This window comes from Aeromicrobium massiliense JC14, assembly GCF_000312105.1.
Lineage (GTDB): Bacteria > Actinomycetota > Actinomycetes > Propionibacteriales > Nocardioidaceae > Aeromicrobium > Aeromicrobium massiliense.
The window spans coordinates 173,514-196,473 of sequence record NZ_HE978637.1 but is presented as its reverse complement, the minus strand read 5'-3'; the positions used below and the strand labels follow the sequence as shown (position 1 = coordinate 196,473).

General features: G+C 69.4%; 31 protein-coding genes. 18 read left to right on the top strand and 13 right to left on the bottom strand.

All coding sequences use genetic code 11. The features are described from left to right. The first annotated feature begins 64 nt into the window (after window positions 1–64). Complete coding sequence (locus tag HGAM_RS08065; protein WP_019144972.1) at window positions 65–679, top strand: TetR/AcrR family transcriptional regulator; 615 nt, start codon at window positions 65–67, stop codon at window positions 677–679. A 6-nt stretch (window positions 680–685) separates the two neighbouring features. Here the strand turns inward: HGAM_RS08065 and HGAM_RS08060 are convergent, their stop codons facing one another. Continuing rightward, entirely contained in the window at window positions 686–1,066 is a 381-nt protein-coding gene (locus tag HGAM_RS08060; RefSeq protein ID WP_019144971.1) for a hypothetical protein, read from the bottom strand. An 81-nt stretch (window positions 1,067–1,147) separates the two neighbouring features. Here HGAM_RS08060 and HGAM_RS18385 point away from each other — a divergent pair, with 81 nt between their 5' ends. The 5 genes from HGAM_RS18385 (at window position 1,148) to HGAM_RS08035 (ending at window position 7,252) form a co-directional block, all read left to right on the top strand. Next, complete coding sequence (locus tag HGAM_RS18385; RefSeq protein WP_019144970.1) at window positions 1,148–2,413, top strand: sensor histidine kinase; 1,266 nt, start codon at window positions 1,148–1,150, stop codon at window positions 2,411–2,413. Further along, on the top strand, window positions 2,410–3,075 hold the full coding sequence (locus HGAM_RS08050) for a response regulator (RefSeq protein ID WP_019144969.1): 666 nt from the start codon (window positions 2,410–2,412) through the stop codon (window positions 3,073–3,075). The genes HGAM_RS18385 and HGAM_RS08050 overlap by 4 nt, the downstream gene beginning before the upstream one ends. Before the next feature lie 52 nt (window positions 3,076–3,127). Continuing rightward, a complete protein-coding gene (locus HGAM_RS18380) occupies window positions 3,128–4,417 on the top strand; it encodes an AlbA family DNA-binding domain-containing protein (protein ID WP_019144968.1) in 1,290 nt (429 codons plus the stop codon). A gap of 136 nt (window positions 4,418–4,553) precedes the next feature. Then, a complete protein-coding gene (locus tag HGAM_RS08040) occupies window positions 4,554–5,327 on the top strand; it encodes an ABC transporter ATP-binding protein (protein ID WP_019144967.1) in 774 nt (257 codons plus the stop codon). Further along, window positions 5,324–7,252 (top strand): ABC transporter permease, encoded by a 1,929-nt coding sequence (locus HGAM_RS08035; protein WP_019144966.1) that lies wholly within the window; start codon window positions 5,324–5,326, stop codon window positions 7,250–7,252. Before HGAM_RS08040 ends, HGAM_RS08035 begins: the two co-directional genes overlap by 4 nt. Here HGAM_RS08035 and HGAM_RS20330 read toward each other — a convergent pair. From HGAM_RS20330 to HGAM_RS20050, 3 genes are read right to left on the bottom strand one after another with little or no spacing between them, the layout of a single operon-like run. Next, the gene (locus HGAM_RS20330; protein ID WP_020691790.1) at window positions 7,224–7,715 is read right to left on the bottom strand and encodes a hypothetical protein; all 492 of its coding nucleotides are present in this window, start codon (window positions 7,713–7,715) and stop codon (window positions 7,224–7,226) included. The genes HGAM_RS08035 and HGAM_RS20330 overlap by 29 nt on opposite strands. Next, window positions 7,712–8,653 (bottom strand): caspase family protein, encoded by a 942-nt coding sequence (locus HGAM_RS20055; RefSeq protein WP_020691791.1) that lies wholly within the window; start codon window positions 8,651–8,653, stop codon window positions 7,712–7,714. The genes HGAM_RS20330 and HGAM_RS20055 overlap by 4 nt, the downstream gene beginning before the upstream one ends. 2 nt (window positions 8,654–8,655) lie before the next feature. Next, the gene (locus HGAM_RS20050) at window positions 8,656–9,036 is read right to left on the bottom strand and encodes a TIR domain-containing protein (protein ID WP_218915270.1); all 381 of its coding nucleotides are present in this window, start codon (window positions 9,034–9,036) and stop codon (window positions 8,656–8,658) included. Window positions 9,037–9,248: 212 nt separating this feature from the next. Between HGAM_RS20050 and HGAM_RS08030 the strand changes: the two genes are divergently transcribed. From HGAM_RS08030 to HGAM_RS08010, 5 genes are read left to right on the top strand one after another with little or no spacing between them, the layout of a single operon-like run. Then, on the top strand, window positions 9,249–10,055 hold the full coding sequence (locus tag HGAM_RS08030; protein WP_019144965.1) for an ABC transporter ATP-binding protein: 807 nt from the start codon (window positions 9,249–9,251) through the stop codon (window positions 10,053–10,055). 1 nt (window position 10,056) lies between these two features. Further along, the gene (locus HGAM_RS08025; protein ID WP_019144964.1) at window positions 10,057–10,824 is read left to right on the top strand and encodes an ABC transporter permease; all 768 of its coding nucleotides are present in this window, start codon (window positions 10,057–10,059) and stop codon (window positions 10,822–10,824) included. Window positions 10,825–10,838: 14 nt separating this feature from the next. Beyond that, window positions 10,839–11,612: a MerR family transcriptional regulator gene (locus HGAM_RS08020; RefSeq protein ID WP_019144963.1), complete on the top strand. Its 774-nt coding sequence runs from the start codon at window positions 10,839–10,841 to the stop codon at window positions 11,610–11,612. Next, window positions 11,609–12,958, top strand: a complete 1,350-nt coding sequence (locus tag HGAM_RS08015; protein ID WP_218915269.1) for a hypothetical protein — start codon at window positions 11,609–11,611, stop codon at window positions 12,956–12,958. Before HGAM_RS08020 ends, HGAM_RS08015 begins: the two co-directional genes overlap by 4 nt. Window positions 12,959–12,972: 14 nt before the next feature. Then, entirely contained in the window at window positions 12,973–13,350 is a 378-nt protein-coding gene (locus HGAM_RS08010; protein WP_019144961.1) for a hypothetical protein, read from the top strand. A gap of 35 nt (window positions 13,351–13,385) precedes the next feature. On the opposite strand, the gene HGAM_RS08005 is transcribed toward HGAM_RS08010, so the two are convergent. Continuing rightward, on the bottom strand, window positions 13,386–14,351 hold the full coding sequence (locus HGAM_RS08005; RefSeq protein WP_019144960.1) for an MsnO8 family LLM class oxidoreductase: 966 nt from the start codon (window positions 14,349–14,351) through the stop codon (window positions 13,386–13,388). A gap of 95 nt (window positions 14,352–14,446) precedes the next feature. Here HGAM_RS08005 and HGAM_RS20325 point away from each other — a divergent pair, with 95 nt between their 5' ends. After that, window positions 14,447–14,929 carry a hypothetical protein gene (locus tag HGAM_RS20325; RefSeq protein ID WP_020691793.1) on the top strand — a complete coding sequence of 161 codons (483 nt, stop codon included), beginning with the start codon at window positions 14,447–14,449 and terminating at the stop codon, window positions 14,927–14,929. 12 nt (window positions 14,930–14,941) lie between these two features. On the opposite strand, the gene HGAM_RS08000 is transcribed toward HGAM_RS20325, so the two are convergent. Continuing rightward, complete coding sequence (locus tag HGAM_RS08000; RefSeq protein WP_019144959.1) at window positions 14,942–15,286, bottom strand: DUF1330 domain-containing protein; 345 nt, start codon at window positions 15,284–15,286, stop codon at window positions 14,942–14,944. Further along, complete coding sequence (locus HGAM_RS07995) at window positions 15,283–15,633, bottom strand: nuclear transport factor 2 family protein (RefSeq protein WP_019144958.1); 351 nt, start codon at window positions 15,631–15,633, stop codon at window positions 15,283–15,285. Before HGAM_RS07995 ends, HGAM_RS08000 begins: the two co-directional genes overlap by 4 nt. 125 nt (window positions 15,634–15,758) lie before the next feature. On the opposite strand from HGAM_RS07995, the gene HGAM_RS07990 reads away from it, so the two are divergent. After that, window positions 15,759–16,547: a helix-turn-helix domain-containing protein gene (locus HGAM_RS07990; protein WP_019144957.1), complete on the top strand. Its 789-nt coding sequence runs from the start codon at window positions 15,759–15,761 to the stop codon at window positions 16,545–16,547. A 4-nt stretch (window positions 16,548–16,551) separates the two neighbouring features. Here HGAM_RS07990 and HGAM_RS20770 read toward each other — a convergent pair whose 3' ends face one another. The 3 genes from HGAM_RS20770 to HGAM_RS20990 are packed head-to-tail and all read right to left on the bottom strand — an operon-like array spanning window position 16,552 to window position 17,555. Further along, a complete protein-coding gene (locus HGAM_RS20770; RefSeq protein ID WP_019144956.1) occupies window positions 16,552–16,962 on the bottom strand; it encodes an alpha/beta fold hydrolase in 411 nt (136 codons plus the stop codon). Continuing rightward, entirely contained in the window at window positions 16,963–17,370 is a 408-nt protein-coding gene (locus HGAM_RS20765; protein WP_218915268.1) for an alpha/beta fold hydrolase, read from the bottom strand. A gap of 59 nt (window positions 17,371–17,429) precedes the next feature. After that, on the bottom strand, window positions 17,430–17,555 hold the full coding sequence (locus HGAM_RS20990) for a hypothetical protein (RefSeq protein ID WP_019144954.1): 126 nt from the start codon (window positions 17,553–17,555) through the stop codon (window positions 17,430–17,432). Window positions 17,556–17,674: 119 nt separating this feature from the next. Here HGAM_RS20990 and HGAM_RS07975 point away from each other — a divergent pair, with 119 nt between their 5' ends. Both HGAM_RS07975 and HGAM_RS07970 read left to right on the top strand, forming a co-directional pair. Continuing rightward, complete coding sequence (locus tag HGAM_RS07975) at window positions 17,675–19,144, top strand: SNIPE associated domain-containing protein (protein ID WP_020691794.1); 1,470 nt, start codon at window positions 17,675–17,677, stop codon at window positions 19,142–19,144. Between the two features lie 25 nt (window positions 19,145–19,169). Next, window positions 19,170–19,610 carry a VOC family protein gene (locus HGAM_RS07970; protein ID WP_019144952.1) on the top strand — a complete coding sequence of 147 codons (441 nt, stop codon included), beginning with the start codon at window positions 19,170–19,172 and terminating at the stop codon, window positions 19,608–19,610. Window positions 19,611–19,613: 3 nt separating this feature from the next. Here HGAM_RS07970 and HGAM_RS07965 read toward each other — a convergent pair whose 3' ends face one another. Both HGAM_RS07965 and HGAM_RS18375 read right to left on the bottom strand, forming a co-directional pair. Continuing rightward, a complete protein-coding gene (locus HGAM_RS07965; RefSeq protein WP_019144951.1) occupies window positions 19,614–19,826 on the bottom strand; it encodes a hypothetical protein in 213 nt (70 codons plus the stop codon). A gap of 69 nt (window positions 19,827–19,895) precedes the next feature. Further along, the gene (locus tag HGAM_RS18375; RefSeq protein ID WP_019144950.1) at window positions 19,896–20,420 is read right to left on the bottom strand and encodes a DUF2231 domain-containing protein; all 525 of its coding nucleotides are present in this window, start codon (window positions 20,418–20,420) and stop codon (window positions 19,896–19,898) included. 109 nt (window positions 20,421–20,529) lie between these two features. On the opposite strand from HGAM_RS18375, the gene HGAM_RS07955 reads away from it, so the two are divergent. The 3 genes from HGAM_RS07955 (at window position 20,530) to HGAM_RS18370 (ending at window position 22,452) form a co-directional block, all read left to right on the top strand. Then, window positions 20,530–21,108 carry an ArsR/SmtB family transcription factor gene (locus HGAM_RS07955; RefSeq protein ID WP_019144949.1) on the top strand — a complete coding sequence of 193 codons (579 nt, stop codon included), beginning with the start codon at window positions 20,530–20,532 and terminating at the stop codon, window positions 21,106–21,108. Continuing rightward, entirely contained in the window at window positions 21,105–21,899 is a 795-nt protein-coding gene (locus HGAM_RS07950; RefSeq protein WP_019144948.1) for an SRPBCC family protein, read from the top strand. The genes HGAM_RS07955 and HGAM_RS07950 overlap by 4 nt, the downstream gene beginning before the upstream one ends. Window positions 21,900–21,999: 100 nt before the next feature. Further along, window positions 22,000–22,452: a DUF6069 family protein gene (locus HGAM_RS18370; protein ID WP_019144947.1), complete on the top strand. Its 453-nt coding sequence runs from the start codon at window positions 22,000–22,002 to the stop codon at window positions 22,450–22,452. Window positions 22,453–22,483: 31 nt separating this feature from the next. On the opposite strand, the gene HGAM_RS07940 is transcribed toward HGAM_RS18370, so the two are convergent. Further along, on the bottom strand, window positions 22,484–22,897 hold the full coding sequence (locus HGAM_RS07940) for a VOC family protein (RefSeq protein WP_019144946.1): 414 nt from the start codon (window positions 22,895–22,897) through the stop codon (window positions 22,484–22,486). Between the last annotated feature and the right edge of the window lie 63 nt (window positions 22,898–22,960).

The window sequence follows — 22,960 nt, the reverse complement described above, 5'->3', positions numbered from 1 at the left end:
GTATGGTGATCGCGGGGCCGGATGTCCATGGTCCCGCCCGACGACGTCCCGAGGAGGCACCGGCGTGGCCCGACCGTCCGTGCCCGTGCTCTCGGTCGCGAAGATCGCCACCGCGGCGCTCGCGATCGTCGACCGCAAGGGCGAGTTCAGCGTCAACGAGGTCGCCAAGGCGCTCGACGTGCGCCCCTCGTCGCTCTACAACCACCTGGCCGGCAAGGCCGAGATCGTCGAGGCGATGCGCTCGCTCGTCTTCCAGGAGCTCGACCCGCCGCCGCTGACCGACACGGACGAGTGGGAGTCCCACCTGCGCGAGCTGCTGCGCCGCTACCGCGACGCGTTCGCCGCCCACCCGCGGCTCGTCCCGCTACTCACCGCGTACACGGTCTCGTCCCCCGACGTCATGGCGCTGTACGAGCAGATGGCGGCGGCCCTCTCGCGCGCCGGCGTGCCGGACGACGAGCTGCTGACCGTCATCACGGTGCTGGACAACCTGGTCATCGGCTCGGCGCTCGACCTCGCCGCGCCCGAGCAGGTCTGGAGCCGCGACGCCGCCCAGGGTCCGCTGCTCGCGGCGGCCATCGAGGCGTCCCCGACCGGACGCGAGCGGGCCGACCGCGCCTTCCAGCTCGGCGTCGACCTCGTGCTCGCCAGCCTGCAGCAGCGGCTCGCCGCGGGGTGAAGGGCGTCAGCCCCGGTAGCTGACGGCGTAGCGCGGGCCGAGCTCGTCCTGGACCCGGTGAGCGAGCTGCTCGCCGAGCTCCTTGATGGCGGTCGCCTCGGCCTCCCGCTGGACACCCTCTCGGTCCACCGATGCGCGGAGCCGACGCCACCGGTCGACGAGCGCCGGCAGCACCGGAAACCGGTCGAAGCGGTCGTCGGACGCGTCCGGGCCCAGGTGCGCCTCCCACCGAGCGGCGAACGCGTGCAGGTCGGCGGTGAGCTCGGGGCTGAGCCCGGCGTCCTCCGGGTCGTCCGGGCCGATGTCGCCGTCGCTCCCCCAAAGCGGGAAGTCGACGCCGTACTCGTTCATCACCCGGACCTCGATCCGGTCCTCGCGCTCGTCCACGGCCCCGATCCTCGCGGACGCAGGTCAGTCCCCGCAGCCGTTCCCCAGGACGTCGCGACGCTGCGCGGTAGCGTCGCGGTCGTGAACCGCCTGCCCCGTCCCAGCACCGTGGACCGTCGCGTCGCGCTGGTGACCGGGGCGATCGCGCTGGTCTCGCTCGTCGCCGTCGCGCTGGTCGCGCACGCGGCACCCGAGTCGGACGTCGTCACGCCCGTCCCGTCCACGACGTCCTGGGTGCTCGGCGGGCTCGTGCTCACCGTCCAGGCAGTCGCACTGCTGTGGCGCCGGGCCGCGCCCGAAGCCGTCCTGCTCGCCACGTCCGCGGGCCTGCTGCTCGCCGCCGTCGTCGGGCTCGGGGACGCGACCGGGCTCGCCCAGCTCGCCGTCCTCGTCGCGGCGTTCACCCTCGGGCTCGCGCAGCCGCTCTCGCGCGCCTGGCCGACGTACCTGGCCGCCGCGGTGCTGCTCGCCGTCGGCGGCACGATCAGCACCCGGGCCGGTGGCGACTCGTACGCGTCCGCGGTCGGCATCGGCATCGCGCAGGCCGTCGGCACGCTGGCGCTCCCCGTCGTCGTCGCGATGGTCGTCGCCGCGCGACGCGAGGTGCGTCAGGCCCGCGAGGGACGTGAGGCGGCGCTGTTGCGCGAGCGCGACGCCCTCGTCCAGGCCGCGATCGCCCGCGAGCGGACGGCCATGGCGCGCGAGCTGCACGACATCGCCGCGCACCACCTGTCCGGCATCGCGGTGATGACCGCCGCGATCGGCACCCAGATCGACTCCGACCCCGCGGCCGCGAAGGCGTCCGTCGCCCAGGTGCGGCGGCAGACCACGTCCGTCCTGCGCGACCTGCGCAGCCTGGTCGGCCTGCTGCGCGAGGGCGACGCCGGCCCCGGCGAGGTGCGGCCGGAGTCGCTCGCCGGCATCAGCGCGCTGGTCGACGACGCGGTCTCGGCCGGACGCGACGTGGGCCTGACGGTGCTCACCGGTGAGCGTCCGCTCGGTCACGGTGTCGGACCTCTCGCCCAGCTCGCGGCCTACCGGATGGCGCAGGAGTCGCTCGCCAACGCGGCCCGGCACGCGCCCGGCTCGCGCGTCGAGGTGACCGTGGACGACCGTGACGCGGCCGCCGTGGTGGTCACCGTGGCCAACGACCGCTCCCCCGTCGCGTCCGTCGACGCCGGTGGCGGCGGGTTCGGGCTCGTCGGCATGCGCGAGCGAGCCGAGCTCACCGGCGCCCGCGTGGACGCCGGACCCACCGACGACGGCGGCTGGCGGGTCGTCCTGCGCGTCCCGCGCGACCACGACGCCGACGCCGACACCGACTTCCACCCGAGGGAGGACGCATGATCCGCGTCGTCATCGCCGACGACCAGGCGCTCGTCCGCGCCGGGCTCAAGACGCTGCTGGACGCCGAGCCCGACATCGAGGTCGTGGCCGTCGCCGCCGACGGACGCGAGGCGGTCGCGGCGGCGCGCGAGCATCGACCGGACGTCGTCTGCATGGACATCCGCATGCCCGGTCAGGACGGCATCAGCGCCACCCGCCAGCTGTGCGGCCCGGGCGTCGCCGACCCGATCCCGGTGCTCGTGCTGACGACGTTCGACATCGACGACTACCTGTTCGGTGCGCTCGAGGCGGGCGCGTCCGGCTTCCTGCTCAAGGACTCCGAGCCCGAGGTGCTGGTCGGCGCCGTCCGCACCGTCGCCGCCGGCAACGGGACGCTCGACGACGCACTGACCAAGCGGGTGCTGCGCGAGGTGGTGACCCGCCGCGAGATCGTCCCGGTGACGGCCGGACGCGCGTCCGAGCTGCTCACTGCCCGCGAGCTGGACATCCTGCTGCTGCTCGCCCAGGGCCTGTCGAACGACGAGATCGCGGCCAAGCTGGTGCTGGAGACGTCCACGGTGAAGTCGCACCTGGCCCGGATGATGCCCAAGCTCGGCGTCCGATCGCGGCTCCAGGCAGTCGTCTGGGCCTACCAGAACAAGGTCGTCGCCATCCCCGAGTGAGGGGTGGAACTATTCCCCCTCGTTAGCGGCGCCTCTCGGCCTACGGTGAGCCATGCTCACTGTCGATGAGATCGAGGAACTCCTTCGCCTGGGTCATGAGACCCGCCCATTCGAAGTGAAGGGGCCTGGAAACCTGGGGTCGAAGCCGTTCTGCGCCAAGGTGGCACGCGCGGCTATGGCGCTGGGAAATCTTACGGACGGCGGAACTTTGGTCCTCGGCGTCAACGATCAAGACCTCCCATCGATGGCGCCGGGACTGTCTTCCGATCAGGCCGAGCAGTGGTCCAAGTTCGACGACGTCGCTGACGCTATCGCCCGTTACAGCGACCCTCCGGTCAAGTTCGGGTTGAGAATCGAACAGCTTTCCAACGGCAACACGATCTGCGTCCTGGACATCGAGGAGTTCGAGCTTTCGCCTCATATCTGTAAGCGGGACCTCCCCGGAGAGTTGGTTGCAGGACAGTTGTACGTCCGCCCCAGAGGGAAACCGCGATCCACCAATGTCCCCGACTCGGCCGAGATGAGAGAAGTCCTCGACCTCGCCACGGCAAAGGCCTTGCGCCGATACATCTCCACGCTTTCTGATGCAGGCCTGCTTACCTCGACTAGACCGGTGGAGGTGTCAGACGAATCCCGCTTCGACGACGAGCGCGACCGCGCCTGGCGATTGGGCGAATCCCCACTGCGGGCGGATGGCCCGACCACAAGCTACTTCGACGCCGCTGTTCGTCCTGGTCCATACGAGAACCGCCGAATCCCGCCGGCGGAACTCATGAACTTCATGACTTCACACACTGTCCGTCTCCGCGGGTGGCCCGTTCCATTCATTGAACAAGCCACCCCATTGCGCGCAGCGTCCTGCCTTGGACAAGACGAGTCGACCCGCTCCGAGTCATGGCGTCTTTGCAGCAGCGGACAGTTCTTGCATCGCCGGATGTTTGCTAGCGATATGCACGACGTTCCCAGTTTGAAGCCGCGCCGAAGCCAAGCCTCAGCCGTAATCGCAGTCTGGGATGTGCTTCTGTACTTCGTCGAGCTCGCCGAGCTCGGATCACGTTTCGCCGTAGCGACGGGCTGCAGCACGGTAGATTTCACGGTAACACTCCGCGGCGTTGACGGTCGGGAACTAGTGGCGGGCGATTGGCGACGGGAGCTGGTCTCTAACCCGGTATTCCACGGACACGAGATTGAAGCGCGCGTGACAGCGGAGGCTCCTGCGCTTATCGCTTCGCCAACACAGTTTGCTATCGACCTCACACAACAAGTCCTCGAGAACTTCGGGGTTTCGATTCCGGAGAGCGCTCTCGACGATTGGCAGGCTGAGATCCTGCGGCGGCGATGACAGACACCTAGCAACTGCGCCTACCGCCCTTCCATCGAAGGATGCAACTCCCCGATCTCCGTCCTGAGCGGCTCGATGGCGGGGTGCCGGAATTCCTAGGTTCGTGGTGTCCCACCACCGCGACCGAGGAGCCCTCGTGTTCACCTCCACGTCCGACCCCAGCACCGCCGCGCCCGTGCCGCAGAGCACGGCCGCGCTGCGCCTGCTGGACGTCCACAAGTCCTACCCCGGCCCGGTCGGCGCGGTCGCCGCGCTGCGCGGCGTCTCGCTGACCCTGCCCGCCGGATCGTTCACCGCCGTCATGGGTCCGTCGGGCTCGGGCAAGTCGACGCTGCTGCACTGCGCCGCCGGTCTCGACACCCCCACGAGCGGACGCGTCATCGTCGGCGACCGCGACATCAGCGCGCTCAAGCCGGACGACCTGACGCGCTTCCGCCGCGACCACGTCGGCTTCGTCTTCCAGGCCTACAACCTCGTGCCGCACCTGAGCGTGGCCGACAACGTCCGGCTGCCGATGATCCTGGCCGGACGCGACGCCGACCCGCGCTGGCTCGAGGACCTGCTGGACGCCGTCGGGCTCGACGGCAAGGCCGACCGGCGTCCCGGCGAGCTGTCCGGCGGGCAGGCGCAGCGGGTCGCGATCGCGCGGGCGCTGTACTCGCGGCCGACGGTCGTGTTCGCCGACGAGCCGACCGGGGCGCTCGACGCGCGCACCGGTGAGGCCGTCCTGACGCTGCTGCGCGACACCGCCCGCCGGCTCGGTCAGACCGTCGTCGTCGTGACCCACGACGCGAAGGTCGCCGCGGCCGCCGATCAGGTGCTGTTCCTGTCCGACGGACGCCTGGTCGACATGCTCACGAGCCCGACCGCGCAGGCCGTCGCGGACCGCATGCTGGGGCTCGAGCGATGAGCGCCACGTGGCAGCTGGCCCGCTCGGGCGCGAGGGCGCACCTGCCGAGCCTGGTCGGCCCGTTCGTGGTGCTGGCGCTCGCAGGCGTGCTGGTGTCGGGCGCGGGAGTGCTCGTCGAGTCCGGGCTGCGGACCGGCGGTGACGCGGGGTTCCTCGTCGCGCTGGCCAGCTCGTTCTCGGGCACGGCGCTGCTGCTCGTCATCTTCGTCGTCTCGTCGACGGTCTCGCTCGCCCTGCGCCAGCGTCAGCGCGACTTCGCGCTGCTGCGTGCGGTCGGCGCGACGCGCGGTCAGGTGCGCCAGCTGGTGAGCCGCGAGGTCACGCTCATCACCCTCGTCGCCGCGCCGCTCGGCGGTCTGGTCGGCCTGCTCGCGGTCGGACGTCTGACGCCGATCCTGGAGTCGTCCGGCATGGTCGACCCCGGCTTCGAGCTGTCCCTCTCCCCCGTGCCGGTGCTGAGCGCGTTCGTCCTGCTGCTGCCGGTCGCGTACCTCGCGGCGCGGCTGGCGACCCGCTGCACCCTGCGCACGTCCCCGACGGCGGCGGTGGCGCAGAGCGTCGTGGAGCCGGCCGGCATCGGACCCGTCCGCCGCACGTCCGCGCTCGTCGTCGCCGGACTCGGGCTCGTCGCTGCGTTCAGCCCCGTGTTCGTGCCCGGCACGATCGGCGCCGCCTTCGCTGCGGTGTCGGCGTTCCTGCTCATCGGTGCCGCGGCACTGGCCGGACCAGTCCTCGTCGCTTGGCTCGTCGGCGTCCTGTCGCGCCTGCCCGGCGGACCGGCCACGCAGCTCGCCCTGGCCAACACGCGCGGCTTCTCGCGCCGGCTGACGCTGGTCGTCGTCCCGCTCGCGCTGGCGCTAGGCGTCGGCACCGTTCAGGCGACGGTCGACGAGACCGTCGCGGTCGCCGGCACCCGTCAGCTCGAGGACGGGATGAAGGCGGACGCGATCGTCACCGGCGACTTCGACGCCGCCACCGTGGAAGCGGTGTCGTCCGCCCCCGGCGTGGACGCCGCGGTGCCACTCTCCTCCGTGTCTGCGCAGGTGATGCTCGACGAGGAGGACGCGTTCATGGGCGCCCTGGCCTGGGAGCCGCTGCAGGTGCGGGCGCTGCCCGCCGGCGGCGTCGACGGACTGCTCGACCCGGACGTCGTCGACGGCTCGCTTGCCGCGCTGAGCGAGCCGGACACCGTCGCCATCAGCCGCGACGCGAAGTTCGAGGCGATGAAGGGCATCGGCGACGAGCTCACGTTCCGCTGGGACGACGGCAAGCCCGTGCGCGCCACCGTCGTGGCCATCTACGACCGCGGACTCGGCTTCGGCGATTACCTGACCGGTGAGGCGACCCCGGCCGCGCACGGCGTGGACGCCCGCCCGGACACCCTGCTGCTCCGCACGTCCGACGCCGGCGCTGCTGCCGTCGCGGACTTCGGCGTCACCGTCACGGACGAGCAGGAGTACGTCGCCACCGCGGTGTCGGCAGGTGACGGCGAGCGCGACCTGTCGACCGTCCTGCTCCTGTGCCTGCTGGTCTTCGTCCTGGTCGCCGCCGCGAACGCCCTGGTGCTGGCCACCGCCGGCCGCCGCGACGAGTTCACCCTGCTCTGGCGCACCGGCGCGACCCGCCACCAGCTCCGCCGCATGCTCCTCGTCGAGTCCCTGGTGATCGCGGTTTGCGCCTGGCTCATCGGCACCCTGGCGATCATCCCCGCGATCCTCGGCGTCAGCGCGGGACTGCTTGGGTTGGCTGTCCCACCGACCGACTGGACGACGTGCATCACTATGGCCATGACGGTGGTTGTGGTTCCGATCTCAGCCGCCCTGAGCTGCCTGATGCCCCGCCACGAACAAGATGGTCACGTGCCTTCCCTCGCGCTGTTCAAACACCCTGGGGGCACTACCGGGCAACGCCGGGCGGCCAGATGACTCTTACACTCTTGCCTAAGCTGGCTGCGAACTCGACGATGTCTCCGGTACCTCCGACACCGCGAGAAGGCTCGCCGTCCCAGACCGCGATCAGCGTCTCGCAGGTACTTACCATCAATTGTCCAGCCGATAAGTACGCTTCTTCCGACGGTTCCCGAAAATCGAGAACGTCTACACGAGAAGCCTGCCCGAGTAGCCGCTCGTAGGTTTCCACGGATTGCTCATCAAAAGTCTGGCGATAACCCTGGCTGGGAATTATCGCGTGCAACTCAGCCCCGGCGCACAGCAGGATGTCGGCGACTAGCGAATCCGCGCCTTCTGCTAGTGAACAGACGACCGTAATTCCAAGGCCGTCGGGGTACCACTCGTGGAGTCGCTCCTCGACCAATTCGGCGGCGATGCGCGGAAGTTTTTGATGGCCGGTAACACCGATACGGTTCGAGGTTGCCGAGTCGGAAGTCACAATCTACCTTCACGATTGACTTGATGATAGTGACGACCCAACGCCGTGAGTTCACACGCGCCGGAGTTCATCGCAGCGAAGTACAGATGATCCTCTTCCACCGGTTCCACCAAGCGCGACGCTCTCGCCTTCTGCAGAAGGCGGAAGATGGCCTCGTTCTCCTCGTGCTTCGGATCTTCCGTCGGCTCATAGGAGGGGTTCAGGGGGTACCGCGAGAATGCATGCTCGAAGAGGTTGAGAATCCGTCGTAGATCGCCCGAACTTAGAATAGGTTCGCACTTCCGAAGTTCCAGTGGCCGGCTGATATTGGCCTTGAATGTCGGTCGCTGCTCCCATGCGCCGAACGACTCAGAAACGTACGCGTACAGATTTCCCAGATCGACGCTGCCGAGCGTGTCCGCGGCCCCGCCGTCGAGCGCTCCCTCCACAAAGGTTGAAAAGAGTCCCCGTCTTGCTTCAGTTTCGGCTGATGTCTGGTCACCTCGGCTCGCGGCCAGAATACTCAAACCTGGCTTCAAAGTCGCGCCGTCGGAGGCGAGCGCAGGCACGTTGCCAGCACCACCGGCGAAGCAACAGTCTAGGAGAATCACAACCTCCTGAAGGGGGGAGGATGCAATCATCCCCAACACGTCGCTGAATGCCACGCCCGGAGAATTTTCGGTCCCATCGCTGGTGCAGAGCACGACATCATTAACGTTCTTTCCCCCGTGGCCGGCGAAGAAAAACAGCGCGGAGTCGGCGCCCGGGGCGAGAAGGCGACCGATAGCGCCGATCAGTTCATCTCGTGTTAGGTCGGTCTCTGTGACGCACTCAAAATTTGGCTCACCGTTCTCGTGACGGGCGAGCAGCGGTTGCAACGCCTTAACATCTTCGACACAGCCACTCAAGTTTCCAAACGACTTATACGTGTCATTGCCGACCAACAGTGCGCGCTTCATGATCAGAGAGAGTCGATGAAATTGGCGATGTTATCCCAGGTCCAACTCACGCACTTCGCGCTACCCAGCTCCGTCGGCTTGGTCCGGTAGCCGTCTTCGATCCACACGCCAAGAACCGGTACTTGCTCTTCTACCGCGCACTCAATTTCCCAGAGCTGGCCATCTGCGTCCGGGGTGCTGCTACTGATTAGCGCGATAACCCCGTCGGAACGACGCACTCGCGTGCGCACGCGGTCCTTCCAAGCGGTCTCATAAGGTTGCTTAACCGCCATATCAGTCCAGTCGTACGGCGTATTACCAAGTTTCCGTTGACCAATGAAGAGGTTCTTGGACGTCTCGTCCTCTTTCGCAAATGCCAAAAACACAGTTTTGCGCTGTTCCACGGTGGGCCTCCTGGTGACGTGAGTGTCTGGGGACATGGAAGCACGGACCGGTGTCGCCTGGACCGCTTCGCGCCGTGGCCACGTAGCGGATCGGATGAGCACCTGACGGGCAGCAGGTCACCTGCATAGGCGGAGTCGCGAATTAATGACTCGTCCCGACGCTTCTCCCGACCCTTGACCTTGACGCAGGGGCAACCCTTCAGGCTCCCTGCATGACCACTGACACACCCACTTCCGCCATCGAGGTCCGGGGCCTGGAGAAGTCGTTCGGGGACGTCCACGTGCTGCGCGGGGTCGACCTCGACGTCGCCCGCGGCAGCATCTTCGCCCTGCTCGGCTCCAACGGTGTCGGCAAGACCACGCTCGTCAAGATCCTCGCGACGCTGCTGAAGTCCGACGCCGGCACCGCCCGCGTCGCCGGCTTCGACGTCGCCAACGATCCCGCTCGCGTCCGCGAGTCGTTCAGCCTCACCGGGCAGTTCGCCGCCGTGGACGAGATCCTCACCGGACGCGAGAACCTCGCCCTCGTCGCCCGGCTGCGGCACCTGCCCGACCCCGGCGCCGTCGCCGACGAGCTGCTCGACCGCTTCTCGCTCACCGAGGCAGGCGGACGCCGCGCCGGGACGTACTCCGGCGGCATGCGGCGCCGGCTCGACATCGCCATGAGCCTCATCGGCGACCCGCCGGTCGTCCTGCTCGACGAGCCCACCACCGGCCTCGACCCGCAGGCACGGCAGGAGGTCTGGGCCACGGTCGAGCGGCTCGCGTCCGGCGGCGCCACCGTGCTGCTCACCACCCAGTACCTGGAGGAGGCCGAGCGGCTCGCCGACCGCATCGCGATCCTGCACCGCGGCCGCATCATCGCCGACGGCACGCTCGCCGAGCTCAAGGCGCTGCTGCCGCCCGCACGCGTCGAGTACGTCGAGAAGCAGCCGACGCTCGAGGAGGTCTTCCTCGCCATCGTCGGCGACGACCCCGCCGCGCCGGCCGACTCCCCCACCACCACGAAGGAGCAGTGACATGACCACCCACTTCGCCGGCGACACCGCCGCCCTGACCGGCCGGTCGCTGCGCCACATCCTGCGCAGCCCCGACACGATCATCACCACCGCGGTCATGCCCGTGGCGATGCTGCTGCTGTTCGTCTACGTCTTCGGCGGCGCGATCGAGGGTGACACCGGCAGCGAGTCGTACGTCGCGTACCTGCTGCCGGGCATCCTGCTGATCACCGTCGTCTCGGGCATCTCGTACACCGCGTTCCGGCTCTTCACGGACCTGTCCGCCGGCATCTTCGAGCGCTTCCAGACGATGCCGGTCGCGCGCTCGTCCGTGCTGTGGGCGCACGTGCTGACGTCCCTGGTGGCCAACGCGGTCGCGCTCGTCGTCGTCATCGCGGTGGCGCTGCTGATGGGCTTCCGCTCCGGCGCGAGCCCGCTCGCCTGGCTCGGCGTCGTCGGCATCCTGGCGCTGTTCACGCTGGCGCTGACCTGGCTGGCGGTCATCCCCGGCCTCACCGCCAAGTCCGTCGACGGCGCCAGCGGCTTCGCCTACCCGCTGCTGTTCCTGCCGTTCCTCAGCTCGGCGTTCGTCCCGACCGACACCATGCCCGCGCCGGTCGCCGCGTTCGCCGAGCACCAGCCGGTCACGTCCATCGTGGACGTCCTGCGCAGCCTGCTCGCCGAGCAGCCGGTCGGGGACGAGCTGTGGATCGCACTCGCCTGGTGCATCGGACTGCTCGCGGTGGCCTACTGGGGCGCGATGGCGGTCTTCCACCGGCGCTCGGCCTGAGGCAGGGTGTCGCCATGCTGACGATCGGACAGCTCGCCACCTACGCCGGCGTCACGCCGCGCGCGGTGCGGCTGTACCACCAGAAGGGCCTGCTGCCCGAGCCCGAGCGGGACGTCTCGGGGTACCGCCGGTACGGCGCCGAGGCCGTCGTCGAGCTCATCCGCATCCGGGCGCTCGCGGACGCCGGGGTGCCGCTGGCCCGGGTGCGCGAGCTGCTCGGGGCGGACGAGGCGACGTTCGCGGCGGCGGTCGACGACATCGACCGCCGCCTGCGGCGCGAGATCGCCCAGAAGCAGGAGCACCGCCGCCGCATCGCCCGGCTCGCCGCCGGCGACAGCCTCGCGCTGCCCGCCGAGGCCGTCGCCTACCTGGACCGGCTGCGCAAGCTCGGTCTGCACGACCGGATGGTCGACGCCGAGCGGGACGCCTGGATCCTCGTCGCCGCCCAGCTGCCCGAGCACATGACGATGCTCATGGACCTCAAGCAGGCCCAGCTCGACCAGCCCGGCGTCGTGGAGATGTACCGCGACCTGTGGGACATCGTCGACTGGACGCCGGACGACCCGCGCCTGCCCGCCGTCGCCGACAAGCTCGTCGCGATCTTCGAGGCGTCCCCGGAGCCCGACGGCGACGAGGACGACTTCCCGCTCGCCCCCGAGCTCATCGCGTTGCTGGATCGCGTCTTCATCGACTCGGTGCCGTGCGGCCGCGAGCTGATGCGGCTGATCGAGCAGCGCGGCTGGACGGGTTGGACGCACCTGAAGCGGGTGCCGGTGCGGGTGGGGTGAGTTCGCCGAACACGGCTCACCATCGACCCGTCACGCTTAGCATCGTCGAGGATTCCGCAAGCCATGCGGCTCCGGCAGGACCCACGCGAGGAGCGGACTTGAACGACGAGATTCAGCTGATCAGCGACGGAGATGGCTTGGCCGTCATCGGCGACCCCAACGCCGTGGAGCAGTTCCTCGTCTCGGAGAACCTGACGTCCCAGGCCGTCGCCATGCCGAAGCTGAGCACCGTCCTGGGTGCCGGCAGCAGCGCCGCGCAAGCCGGATCACAGGTCGCCGCGAACTCTGGTAGGTGGCTCAAGCTGACGGCGGAGTCGGCCGAGCAGGTCAAGAAGTACGGGCTCATGCAGGGCAAGGACCCCGGCGTCACTCACGCGATGGTGGGAAAGCCCGGTGCCGTGAAGTCGTGGCTCCAGGTCTCCAAGGCACCCGGCTCGATCGCCGCGAACCCCGCGTTGCTCGCCGGTGCTGCCGGTGTCATGGCGCAGCTCGCGATGCAGCAGACGATGAGCGAGCTGACCGACTACCTCGCCACGATCGACGAGAAGGTCGACGACCTGCTGCGTGCCCAGAAGGACGAGGTCATCGCCGGGATGATCGGTGTCGGGCTCGACATCGACGAGGCCATGGTCATCCGCGAGCACGGCGGCGGTGTCAACGAGGTCACCTGGTCCAAAGTCCAGGCCTCGTCAGCGACCATCGCCCGCACTCAGGCGTACGCCCTGCTCAGGCTCGATGCTCTCGCCGACAAGCTCGAGAGCCAGTCGGGCATCCGCGGACTGGCCGACACCGCCGAGAAGATCGAGGCGGACGTGCAGAGCTGGCTCGCCGTGCTCGCCCGCTGCTTCCAGCTGCAGGACGCGATCGCCATCCTCGAGATCGACCGCGTGGCCGAGGCATCACCGGAGGGCCTCGACGGACACCGGCGCGGGCTGCGCGCCGCCCGCCAGAAGCGACTCGACAGCATCACCCGGTCGACCCACGGCCTGCTCGCACGCATGCAGACAGCCGCGACGAAGGCGAACACGAAGGTGCTGTTTCACCCGTCTGCCTCGCCCACGGTCGTGAACTCCACCGAACGAGTCTCAGAAGTCGTGTCGGAGCTTCACGGACGGCTCGGGATCGAGTCCGAGCGATCCGCGCTCGAGGCGCGTCCCTGGTCGGACGCTGCCACGGACGTCAGGGACCGCATGCTCGAGGCCGGCTCAGGAGGCTTCGATGCCTCCAAGCGACTCGGCACTCATGCGATCGTCCGGGCGCGATCGGCGAAAGACAAGGTGTCACGTCGTGTCAGCGAGCGCGGCACACGAAAGAACGGCGACGAGTCGTCGGCAGATGAGGACTGACGAAGGCCCTTGGCATGGAGTACTGGGAGGCCTTCGCGGACCTGAGGGCCGTCGACCTGACCGAGTCGTGGGTCCTCGAGATCGTGCCGTCATCGGCAGGCGTCGCGTTCTTGATGGACGTGGTGCTGACTCCCGATCACCCTGACTATCGGGCACCGCGTACCGGCGAGCAGCACTGCTATCGCCGCGGATGGATGGTCGTACACAGCGAGGACGCCGAACTCGCTCTGTCGGGGAATCGGCCAGCCATCGACGCGAACGGTGAGCTCGATCTCGGCCAGATCGACGCCTTCGGGCCCGCTGACCGTGATGGATCCTGGGTGCTCGATGGTAGCTGGGGACGGTTGGAGGTTCAGCACCCGACTGTCGTGCTGACGTTCGAGCCGAGCTGAGCCGCGGGCTGGTCGCTCGCGACTGACCAATCGCGTCAGCCCATCAGGTCGCGCAGCATGGTGTCGGACGCGAACAGGGCGTCACGGTCGTGGGTGGACGTGCTCGCCAGGAGCTCGTCGGCACCGGTGCGCTCGGCGAGCTGCTCGAGACGCTTGCGGACGGTGGCGGGGCTCCCGGCGACGGCGCGGTCGAGCGACTCCTCGACGCGGCGGCTGACGATGTCCGGCCAGTCACGCGAACGAATGTCCGCCACTGACTCGAGCGGTCCGAACTCCCCCGTCTGCCGCGACATCGCCATCGCGTACGCCTCGGGCAGCGCGAGCTCGCGTGCGGTCGCGTCGTCGTCGGCGACCGTGACGTCGAGCGAGATCGTGACCGACGGCTCGCTCCCCTCGTGCGGCTGGAACGTCCGGCGGTAGCGCGCCAGGACGTCCGGCAGCTCGTCGGAGTCGAGCACGGGACCACCGAGGACGACCGGGAGGCCGAGTCGCGCGGCGATGTCGATGCCGCGACCGGTCGCGAGTAGGTGCATCTGCACGGGTCCGGAAGCGGGACGGGCGGTGACGCCGCCGGTGCCGTCGAGATACGAGCGCAGCTCGACCAGGTCGTCCTCGAACTCGTCCACGGCATCCAGCTCGCGGCGCAGTGCCCGCCGGACGGGCGGGGTGAAGCCGAGCGAGCGTCCGAGTCCGAGATCGACACGTCCGGGGTGCAGCGCCTCCAGGACCAGGAACTGCTCGGCCACGACGAGCGGCTGGTGCAGCGGCAGCATCACGCCGCCGGAACCGATCCGGATGCGGGACGTCGCGGCGCCGACTGCGGCGACCAGCACCGCCGGCGTGCCGGACGCGATGCCGGGGACGGCGTGGTGCTCGGCGACCCAGAACCGCTCGTACCCGAGCTGCTCGGCGTGCGCCGCCCGGGCGATCGTCCCCTCCAGCGCCTCGGCGTCGGGACGTCCGGCGCGGGTCCGGGAGCGGTCGAGCAGCGAAAGCCTCACGTTAGGGGCAACGCGTTCGAGCGCGTAGCGCTTCCCTTGCAGAGCCTGACAGAGAAATTCGGACCGTCAGATTCTGGAGCGGGCAGAATCCAGCCATGGGTACCGACAAGTACGGGCTACCGCAGGGAGTCCTGGGACCATTGCCCGACGACTTCTTCTCCTGTCTGGGACGGGTTGTCTGCGTCTCGGCAGTGCTTGAACAACAACTCGAGGCGCTCTACGAGCAGATGGCCCTGCGGGGGTCGCCGGTGGGCAAGCAGCTTCCTGCATCTGAATGCGTTCAGAGATGTCTGAAACTCGTTGAGGAACTCCCTGCGTACGCCCGGCCTCGTGTGCATGAGTATCTGGTCGCCGTCGAGGGGGTACTAGATAAACGAAACTCTCTTGTCCACAGCGCGTACCCGACGGCTACTGACGGCACCGTCTGGGGGCACAAACCATCGCGCAAGTCCGCAGGCGGATCGTTCGACGCGATCACCATCGATGTCCCAGCACTGATCGTCGCGATTGGCGAGATGGGAAATCTGGCAACAGACTTCGGTTCTGTCCTGGCGCTCTGCGGGAATCGTGTTCGCTGACTCATCCCTCACTCAGCTGCCGAAGACCTTCGCCACCGTCTCGGCCGCGCGGTACCCCTCGGACACGCCCTCGAGCAGGACGACGTTCGACTGCGCGTGCTCGGTGCGCAGCGGCAGGATCGCCTGATAGGCCGGCGACGCGTACCAGTCGCGCGCCGCCTGCACCGACGGGAAACCGATGAGAATGACGTCGCCGACCGGCGGCCCTTCGAGCACCTCCGCGGTCGTGCCGTGCACGAGGAACTCGCCGCCGAACGGCGCCATGGTCGCCTCGATCTCCTCCAGGTAGCGACGGATGTCCGGCCCCAGACGCACCCCGCGCAGGTGCCCGATCGCGTACCCGCGGCGTCCGCTCACGCCGGCACCCGGTCGAGGAAGCCACGGACGTCCCGGATGCGTCCGTCGTCGTCCAGCATCAGCACGTCGAACCCGACGACGACCGGCTCCTGCCCGGCCGGTCCGAGCCCCCAGGTGAAGCGCACCTGCTGGTGGTGCGCGTCGGCCTCGGACGCGCGGGTGAACACGAAGCCGGGGAACTGCGCGTGGACGGCGTCGATGAGCGCACTCATCGCCTCGCGTCCCTCGACCGCGGCCATGGGGTCGACGTAGACCAAGTCCGCCGCCCAGTGCTCGGCCAGCAGCCGGTCGCGCTCGGACCCGGTCGCGTTCCACGTCGCCAGGTACTGCTCGGTCACGTCACTCATGAGGATCTCCTTCCGACATCGGCCGGCGATCGGCCCGACACCAGGAGCCTCGTGCCGTCGCGGCGGACGGTCCATGACCTCCGAGGTCATGGGCGGTGGACTCGCGCGTCCCTAGGCTCACCGCCATGACACTGCTCGCCACCGTCGAGGACGCGCCCCCGGCCGGGGTCGGGCCGATGCTGCGCACCTGGCGCGAGCGTCGCCGCTTCAGCCAGCAGGAGCTGTCGAACCTGTCGCGCGTCAGCACCCGCCACCTCAGCCGGGTCGAGACCGGCCGCGCCCGACCGACCGCCGACATGGTGCTGCACCTCGCCGACCACCTGGAGGTCCCGCTGCGCGAGCGCAACGCGATGCTGCTCGCCGCCGGGTACGCGCCGCGGTTCCACGACCAGCCGCTCGACGACGGCTCCGTCGCGGACGTCATGGACGGCCTACGTCACCTGCTCGACGCCCACCTGCCGTACCCGGCGCTGCTGCTCGATGACGCGTGGGACGTCGTCGACGCCAATGCCGCGGTGGACGCTCTGCTGGTCGGATGCTCACCGGCGCTGCTCGAGCCGCCGCTCAACGTGCTGCGGATCTGCCTGCACCCGGACGGCATCGGCGCCCGCATCCGCAACCGCGACGACTGGGCCGCCCACCTGTTCCACCAGGTCGCACACCGGGCCGCGCACACCCATGACCCGCGGCATCGCGCACTCGTCGAGGAGGTCACCGGCTACCTCGGCGGGACGCCCTCACCGCCACGCACGTCCGGACCCGTCCTCACCCTCGAGCTCGAGACGGACGCGGGCGTGCTGCGCTTCTTCAGCACGTCCGCCCAGCTCGACACCGCCACGGACGTCACCCTCGCCGGCCTGCACCTGGAGACGTTCCTCCCCGCCGACGCCACCACCCGCGCCGCCTTCGGCTGAGGCGCTACTCCGCCGCGTGGACGCGGCGCGACCAGTCCTGCAGCGCGGCCGCGACGAGCGTCGGCTGCTCGAGCTGCGGGTTGTGACCGGCGTCGTCGAGCAGCAGGTACGTGGCCCGCGGGTAGTGCTCGAGCAGGGCGAGCTGGTCTCGGAAGCCGACGATGTGATCCTGGCGTCCGGTGACGATGAGCGTCGGCGCCTCGCACGGCTCCACGAGGGACGTCTCCGGCATGTCCAGCACGTAGTTCTCCCACAGCCGCGCACCTGCCTCCGCGTCGGCGACCCGGACGCCGGGCAGGACGGTGTCGCGGAACAGCTCCCAGACGTCGCGCACCTGACGCGTCGTGAGGCCCTCGAACTCCAGGCGGTCGCCGGCGTCGAGCGATGCGACCAGCTCCTCGTCGCGCTCACGCACCTAGAACGGCGGCAGCGAGCGACGCGACGGGACCGGATCGACCACCGGAGCGAGCAGCGCGAGTCCGCGCACCTGGTCAGGCATCGCGGCGACGACGTGCCGGGCCAGCAGTCCGCCGAGCGAGCTCGCGATCAGCGCGAACGGACGATCGCCGACGACGTCGCGCACCGTCGCGACCGTCCAGTCGGCCAGCTCGGGCAGGCCACCCGGTGCGTCCAGCGCCGGGGTGCGCCCGAAGCCGGCGAGGTCCGGGTAGATCCGCTCCCACCCGCCCGACGCGGCCAGCACGTCGTCCAGGCCGAGCAGCATCCGGTGGTCGACGCCGTTGCCGTGCAGCGCGACGAGCGGCATCCCCTCGCCCCGTCGCACGACGTGGGCAGCGGGCCGGGCTCGGGGTGCGTCCGTCATGACGCCATGGTGCCGTGCCACAGGGGTGCTAGGCCTAGCACCTCGTTGTGGCGACGCGCCTACGCCGCGAAGTCGTCGCCGAGGGCCGTCACGACGTGCGGGACGTCGACCATCTCGGCCTCCGCCGCGATCGCGACGTCGAACGCGCGAGCCAGCACCTGCTGGGCGTCCTCGTCGTAGGGCACCAGGTCCTGAACGGGTTCCGCGGCGGAATCCAGGACGGTTCTCAGGAGCAGGTCCGTCGAAACGCCCCATCTCTCTGACGCAATGTCATACGGTCCCGATGAGCAAAGGACGATGAATCATGGGAACGACCGTCGCCGATTGGTACCGCGACCCGACTGGACGTTACGAGTTTCGCTACTGGGACGGCGCTCGATGGACCGAGCACGTGGCTACGAACGGTCAGCGTCATCAGGACGCCCTGCCTCCTCAACCGGCGGTAGGCGAAACGGACAAGGCCCAGCCGACGCACGAAACACCAGTTGCGGAAGCCCCGGCCATCGATGAGCCAGACCCGATGCCGTCCGCGGCAACTCGTGAGCCCGAGAAGGTCACGGCATTCAACGCCAAGAAGATCGCGACAAAGCTTCAGTCCGAAAACGCCCGTCTCACCCGTCTGTTGGCGGAGTTGGGTGCCCTAGACGCGGTCGAGCGCGCGACACGGATCGCAGAGCAGCAAGAGCTCGAGACCGCTTTGCGGGCAGAAGTCCAGGAACTTTCTGCTGAGAAGGAGCGGGTCGAGTCCGACATCTTGGTGGCCCGCGACCGAATCTCGCTGGAGGAGCTCGGGCTCTTCGACTTCGAGCATCCAGCGGAAGCCTCGGCTAGCCTTGCAACCGAGCTTGAAGCGCTCCGCTCCCAGATCCGCCAGGCCAACAAGATCGGCACCGCGATCACGGCCACGTCCGGCTTCACGTTCAACGGCTCGACGGCGAAGGGCAAGACTTTCGTCAATCAGATGAGCCGGATCATGCTCCGTGCCTACAACGCCGAGGCGGAGAATGCAGTCAAGAGCGTCAAGGCTGGCAATCTAGCCTCCGCGCAGAAGCGGCTGTCGGTTGCGCGTGAACAGATCGCCAAGCAGGGCACCATGATCGATCTCGCGGTGACCACGCGCTACCACCACCTTCGACTCCTAGAGCTGGAGCTTGCCGCCCGGCATCTGAAGGCCGTCGCGACTGCCAAGGAGCTCGAACGCGAGCGTCGCGCTGAGCTGCGTGAGCAGAAGGCTCTAGAGGCCGAGATCACCCGCGAGAAGGAAAGGCTCGAAAAGGAGCGCGCGCACTACACGAACTCCATCGAACGCCTTCGCGCTGCCGGCGATGAGGACGGCGCACTCAAGCTCGAGTCGGAGCTCGTACGCATCGACGCGGCAATCGCCGAAGCGGACTACCGCGTTGCGAACATCCGCGCCGGTTACGTCTACGTCATCTCCAACATCGGGGCGTTCGGAGAAGGGGTGGTGAAGATCGGCATGACCCGAAGACTCGACCCGATGGATCGAGTGCGAGAGCTGGGCGACGCGTCCGTTCCCTTCATCTTCGACGTCCACGCGTTGTTCTTCAGCGACGACGCGGTCGGCGTGGAAGCGATGCTGCATCGGGAGTTCGCCGCGCAACGCTTGAACAAGGTCAACCTTCGCAAGGAGTTCTTCCGCGTCGAGCCTCAGGCAGTCCTGGACGCGCTGCAACAGCACAACGTCGCGGTTCTTGAGTTCAGGACCCATGCCGCTGCCGACGACTTCCGCGCAAGCTGGCCGGCCCTGCCCTGACCCACCGGCGGCGGAGCATGACCCCATGACTCCGATCCGCCGGTTCGACCACGTGGGCATCACCGTCGCCGACCTCGACGCCGCCCTCGCCTTCTTCGAGAAGCTCGGGCTGGAGGCGGAGGGCCGGACGTTCGTGGAGGGCGAGTTCCTCGACACCGTCATCGGCATCCCGGACGCGCGCACCGAGATCGTCATGCTGCGTCCGCCCGGCGGCGAGACCGCGCTCGAGCTGTCGACGTTCGTACGTCCTGACCACCAGCCCGGCTCCCCCACCGCGATGGCGACCGAGCTCGGCCTGCGCAACGTCTGCTTCGAGATCGACGACCTCGAGGGGACGGTCGAGCGCCTCGCCGCCGACGGGTTCGGGCTCGTCGGTGGCATCGGACGCTACGAGGACGTCTGGCTCATGGCCTACGTCCGCGGCCCCGAGGGCATCATCGCCTCGCTCGCCGAGCGGATCGGCTGAGGCTCAGAGCTCGACGCCCTCAGCACCGCCACCCGGACCGACGGTCTTCGCCGGGCAGTCCGGGTTCGGGCAGACGTCGACCGCCAGGACGGGCATCGGCGAGCCCTCGTTCCAGTCGTTCGTCACGACCGACTCCAGTACCTCCGACTGCAGCTCGGTGCCGCACTCGGGGCAGTGGGTCGGCCATTCCACCTGGGCGTCAGCGTCGCTCGTCATGCCCGGCACGCTACGCCGACGAGCGCCGGTCCGCCTCCGGACGGACGGCTGACGCCCGGCCACCCAGCACTACCGCTTCGCGGTGCCGCGGCTGAGCGCCAGGTGCCCACCGAGGAAGCCGGCGCCGACCAGGACGAGGTTGCCCGCGATCGCCAGCCTCATCCCCGTGGAGTCCCGGCCTCGCAGGCGCGCGACGAGGGAGCCGAGGAACAGGAACGTCGCGACGTCGGTGCCCAGCGAGTGGATCGCGCCGATGCGGCGATCGCTGCCCGACATCCCCGCCCAGTCCGCAGCTCCCGCGAACGCGGTGGGCACCGACGCGACCAGGCCGCTGGCGACCAGCACCGTCGCGCTTCCCCGAGCGCTCCTCCCCCGGCTCGCATCGAGGATCGACGCGCTGAGCCAGCACCCCAGGGTGACGTCGGTGAGCATCGGATGGATCGAGTGGCCGAGCACGTCCGTGTGGAAGGGGCTGTGACCCAACCACGCGAGCACTGGCCGGTAGAGCGCCTCCTGCGCGTCCGCGACCCGGCCCGCAGCCGGGCTCTCGCCCACCGTCCGGGCCGCACGCCGCGCCAAGGACGTCGTGGACACCTCGTCAGCGTAAGCCTGTTCATGCCCGCCGGCCCGGACGTTTGCGGGCCTCCGCAGGCGCTCGCGGACACCCTTGACAAGTTTTCTTGTCAAGGCGCAGGCTGAGGCCATGCAGGACGTCGAAGTCATCGAGGACGCGGGCACGGCCGCCGCCGCGCTGGAGCCCATCCGGGCCCGGCTGCTGGGCGAGCTGGCCACGCCCGCCTCCGCCGCCGAGCTCGCCAGCCGGGTCGGCCTGGCCCGGCAGAAGGTCAACTACCACCTCAAGGCGCTCGAGGCGCGCGGCCTGGTCACGCTCGCCGAGGAGCGGCGCCACGGCGGCATCACCGAGCGGGTCCTGCAGGCGTCCGCCGCCACATACGTCGTCTCCCCCGCCGTCGTCAGCGCGTCCGCCGCCGACCCCGACGCCAACGCCGACCAGCAGTCCGCCGGCTACCTCGTCGCCCTGGCCGGACGCGTCGTGCGCGAGGTCGGCGCGCTCGCCCGCCGAGCCGGATCGTCCGGGAAGCGCCTTCCCACCCTGACCATCGACACCCGCGTCGGGTTCCGCTCCGCCGAGGACCGCGCCGCGTTCGCCGACGAGCTCACCGCCGCGGTGATCGACCTGACCGCCAAGTACCACCACGACGACGGACGTCCGCACCGGTTGGTCGTCGCCTCCCACCCACTACCCGAGGAGAAGAGATGAGCACCACCACCCCGAACGTCCCGTACCGCCTGCAGTTCAGCGTCGAGGTGCCCGGCACGCCCGAGCAGGTCTGGGAGGCGATCGCCACCGGCAAGGGCATGACCGCCTGGTTCCTCCCGACCCAGATCGACGAGCGCGTCGGCGGCTCGCTGCACATCTCCATGGGCCCCGACATGGGCTCGGACGGCGAGGTCACCGCCTGGGAGCCGCCGCGCCGGCTCGAGTACCAGGAGGACTGGGCCGCCCTCATGGGCAAGGAGCCGGACGAGCTCAGCCCGATGACGTCGGAGTACCTCGTCGAGGCCACGTCCGGCGGCACGTGCGTCGTCCGCGTCACCACCAGCGGGTACGGCACCGGCGCCGACTGGGAGTCCGAGTGGTGGGAGGACATGGACATCAGCTGGCGCCCGTGGTTCGACAACCTGCGCCTGTACCTGTCGCACTTCCCCGGCCAGCAGGCGACGCCGCTCGAGATCAGCTCGACGCACCCCGGCGACCCGAAGACGCTGTGGGCGACGCTGCACGAGCGGCTCGGGCTCACGGACGTCGGCGAGACCGTGGACGTCCGCGGCTCCACGGGCGTCGTCGAGCGCATTGGCGAGCGGCAGACGCTGGTCCGGGTCACCGACCCCGTGCCCGGGATGCTCAGCTTCTTCACCTTCCCGTGGGACGACGACAAGGCCACCGTCGGCGTCCGCGCCTACCTGTTCGGCGCCGACGCCGCCGACTACGCGAAGCGCGAGGAGCCGGCCTGGCAGGACTGGCTCGACACCCTGCCTGACGCAGACTGAGGGATCGCGGCGTCCCCTGCGGATGCCACGGCGATCACCGACCACGACGCTGGCCCGACGCCACCGCCCCTGCGCGAACCGCGAAAGATGGAGGCACGACATGAACAGCATCGACGGACCCACCCTCACCACCGGCGAGACACCCGGGCACGACCACCGGCATCCGCAGCGGGAGCTCGTCGTCACCGGCCTGCTCGCCACCCTCGGCGCGGTGGTGCTGACGACCGCGATCGCGGCCCTCGCCCGCGCGGCCGGCGTCGACTTCGAGGTGCCTGACGGCGAGGAGAAGATCCCGCTGTCGGGGTTCGCGGTGGTCACCGCGTTCGCGTCGCTGCTCGGCGTCGTCCTGGCCGTCGCGCTGCGCCGATGGAGCGCACGACCGTCCACCTGGTTCCTGCGCACGACGGTCGTGCTGACACTGGTCTCGCTGGTGCCCGCGACGCTGTCGGGCGCGGACATCGCCACGATCCTCACCCTCGTCGGCCTGCACCTCGTCGCCGCCGCCGTGGTGATCCCGGCCCTCACCTGGCGCCTGATGGACGCCGAGCGCTAGCCGGCCGCCGGGCGGTTCGCCGTGGGGAAGCTCAGGTCCCGAGGCCCTGGGACTCCATCCAGGCGGAGTCTGGCTCGACCGGCTGCACGAGCTCGACGACGAGCCCTCCCGGAGCGAGCACCTGGAAGCGGCGCTGCCCCCACGGCTCGGTCACCAGCGGCTTCAGGATCGGGACACCGGCGGCCACGAGTCGCCCGTGCTGCTCGTCGACGTCGCCGATCACGAGCGCGATCATCGAGCCGCGGACGCCCGGCGTGCGCTCGACCCAGGTCTCGTGGTCGGCGCTGACGAAGTCGATCCGCAGGTCCGGCTGGTCCGGGTGCTGCGTGCTCACGAACCAGCCGAGGTCCACCAGCACACCGAACCCGAGGTGCTGGGCGAACCAGCTCCCGGCGGCCGCTGGATCCTCGACCGCGAAGGCCGCCCCCACCTGTGTCACCTGCATGCAGAACCTCGTCCCGTCGATGGTGCTCCGGAGCCTGGCAGCCGCCCCGGTGCAGCGGCAAGG

What these genes read in the sequence shown, in the direction of transcription:
- HGAM_RS08050 (WP_019144969.1), top strand. Translation starts at nt 2,410, where the DNA reads ATGATCCGCGTCGTCATCGCCGACGACCAGGCGCTCGTCCGCGCCGGG.
- HGAM_RS18380 (WP_019144968.1), top strand. Translation starts at nt 3,128, where the DNA reads ATGCTCACTGTCGATGAGATCGAGGAACTCCTTCGCCTGGGTCATGAG.
- HGAM_RS08035 (WP_019144966.1), top strand. Translation starts at nt 5,324, where the DNA reads ATGAGCGCCACGTGGCAGCTGGCCCGCTCGGGCGCGAGGGCGCACCTG.
- HGAM_RS20055 (WP_020691791.1), bottom strand. Translation starts at nt 8,653, where the DNA reads ATGAAGCGCGCACTGTTGGTCGGCAATGACACGTATAAGTCGTTTGGA.
- HGAM_RS08030 (WP_019144965.1), top strand. Translation starts at nt 9,249, where the DNA reads ATGACCACTGACACACCCACTTCCGCCATCGAGGTCCGGGGCCTGGAG.
- HGAM_RS08025 (WP_019144964.1), top strand. Translation starts at nt 10,057, where the DNA reads ATGACCACCCACTTCGCCGGCGACACCGCCGCCCTGACCGGCCGGTCG.
- HGAM_RS08020 (WP_019144963.1), top strand. Translation starts at nt 10,839, where the DNA reads ATGCTGACGATCGGACAGCTCGCCACCTACGCCGGCGTCACGCCGCGC.
- HGAM_RS08010 (WP_019144961.1), top strand. Translation starts at nt 12,973, where the DNA reads ATGGAGTACTGGGAGGCCTTCGCGGACCTGAGGGCCGTCGACCTGACC.
- HGAM_RS20325 (WP_020691793.1), top strand. Translation starts at nt 14,447, where the DNA reads ATGGGTACCGACAAGTACGGGCTACCGCAGGGAGTCCTGGGACCATTG.
- HGAM_RS07995 (WP_019144958.1), bottom strand. Translation starts at nt 15,633, where the DNA reads ATGAGTGACGTGACCGAGCAGTACCTGGCGACGTGGAACGCGACCGGG.
- HGAM_RS07990 (WP_019144957.1), top strand. Translation starts at nt 15,759, where the DNA reads ATGACACTGCTCGCCACCGTCGAGGACGCGCCCCCGGCCGGGGTCGGG.
- HGAM_RS20765 (WP_218915268.1), bottom strand. Translation starts at nt 17,370, where the DNA reads ATGACGGACGCACCCCGAGCCCGGCCCGCTGCCCACGTCGTGCGACGG.
- HGAM_RS07975 (WP_020691794.1), top strand. Translation starts at nt 17,675, where the DNA reads ATGGGAACGACCGTCGCCGATTGGTACCGCGACCCGACTGGACGTTAC.
- HGAM_RS07970 (WP_019144952.1), top strand. Translation starts at nt 19,170, where the DNA reads ATGACTCCGATCCGCCGGTTCGACCACGTGGGCATCACCGTCGCCGAC.
- HGAM_RS07965 (WP_019144951.1), bottom strand. Translation starts at nt 19,826, where the DNA reads ATGACGAGCGACGCTGACGCCCAGGTGGAATGGCCGACCCACTGCCCC.
- HGAM_RS07955 (WP_019144949.1), top strand. Translation starts at nt 20,530, where the DNA reads ATGCAGGACGTCGAAGTCATCGAGGACGCGGGCACGGCCGCCGCCGCG.
- HGAM_RS07950 (WP_019144948.1), top strand. Translation starts at nt 21,105, where the DNA reads ATGAGCACCACCACCCCGAACGTCCCGTACCGCCTGCAGTTCAGCGTC.
- HGAM_RS18370 (WP_019144947.1), top strand. Translation starts at nt 22,000, where the DNA reads ATGAACAGCATCGACGGACCCACCCTCACCACCGGCGAGACACCCGGG.
- HGAM_RS07940 (WP_019144946.1), bottom strand. Translation starts at nt 22,897, where the DNA reads ATGCAGGTGACACAGGTGGGGGCGGCCTTCGCGGTCGAGGATCCAGCG.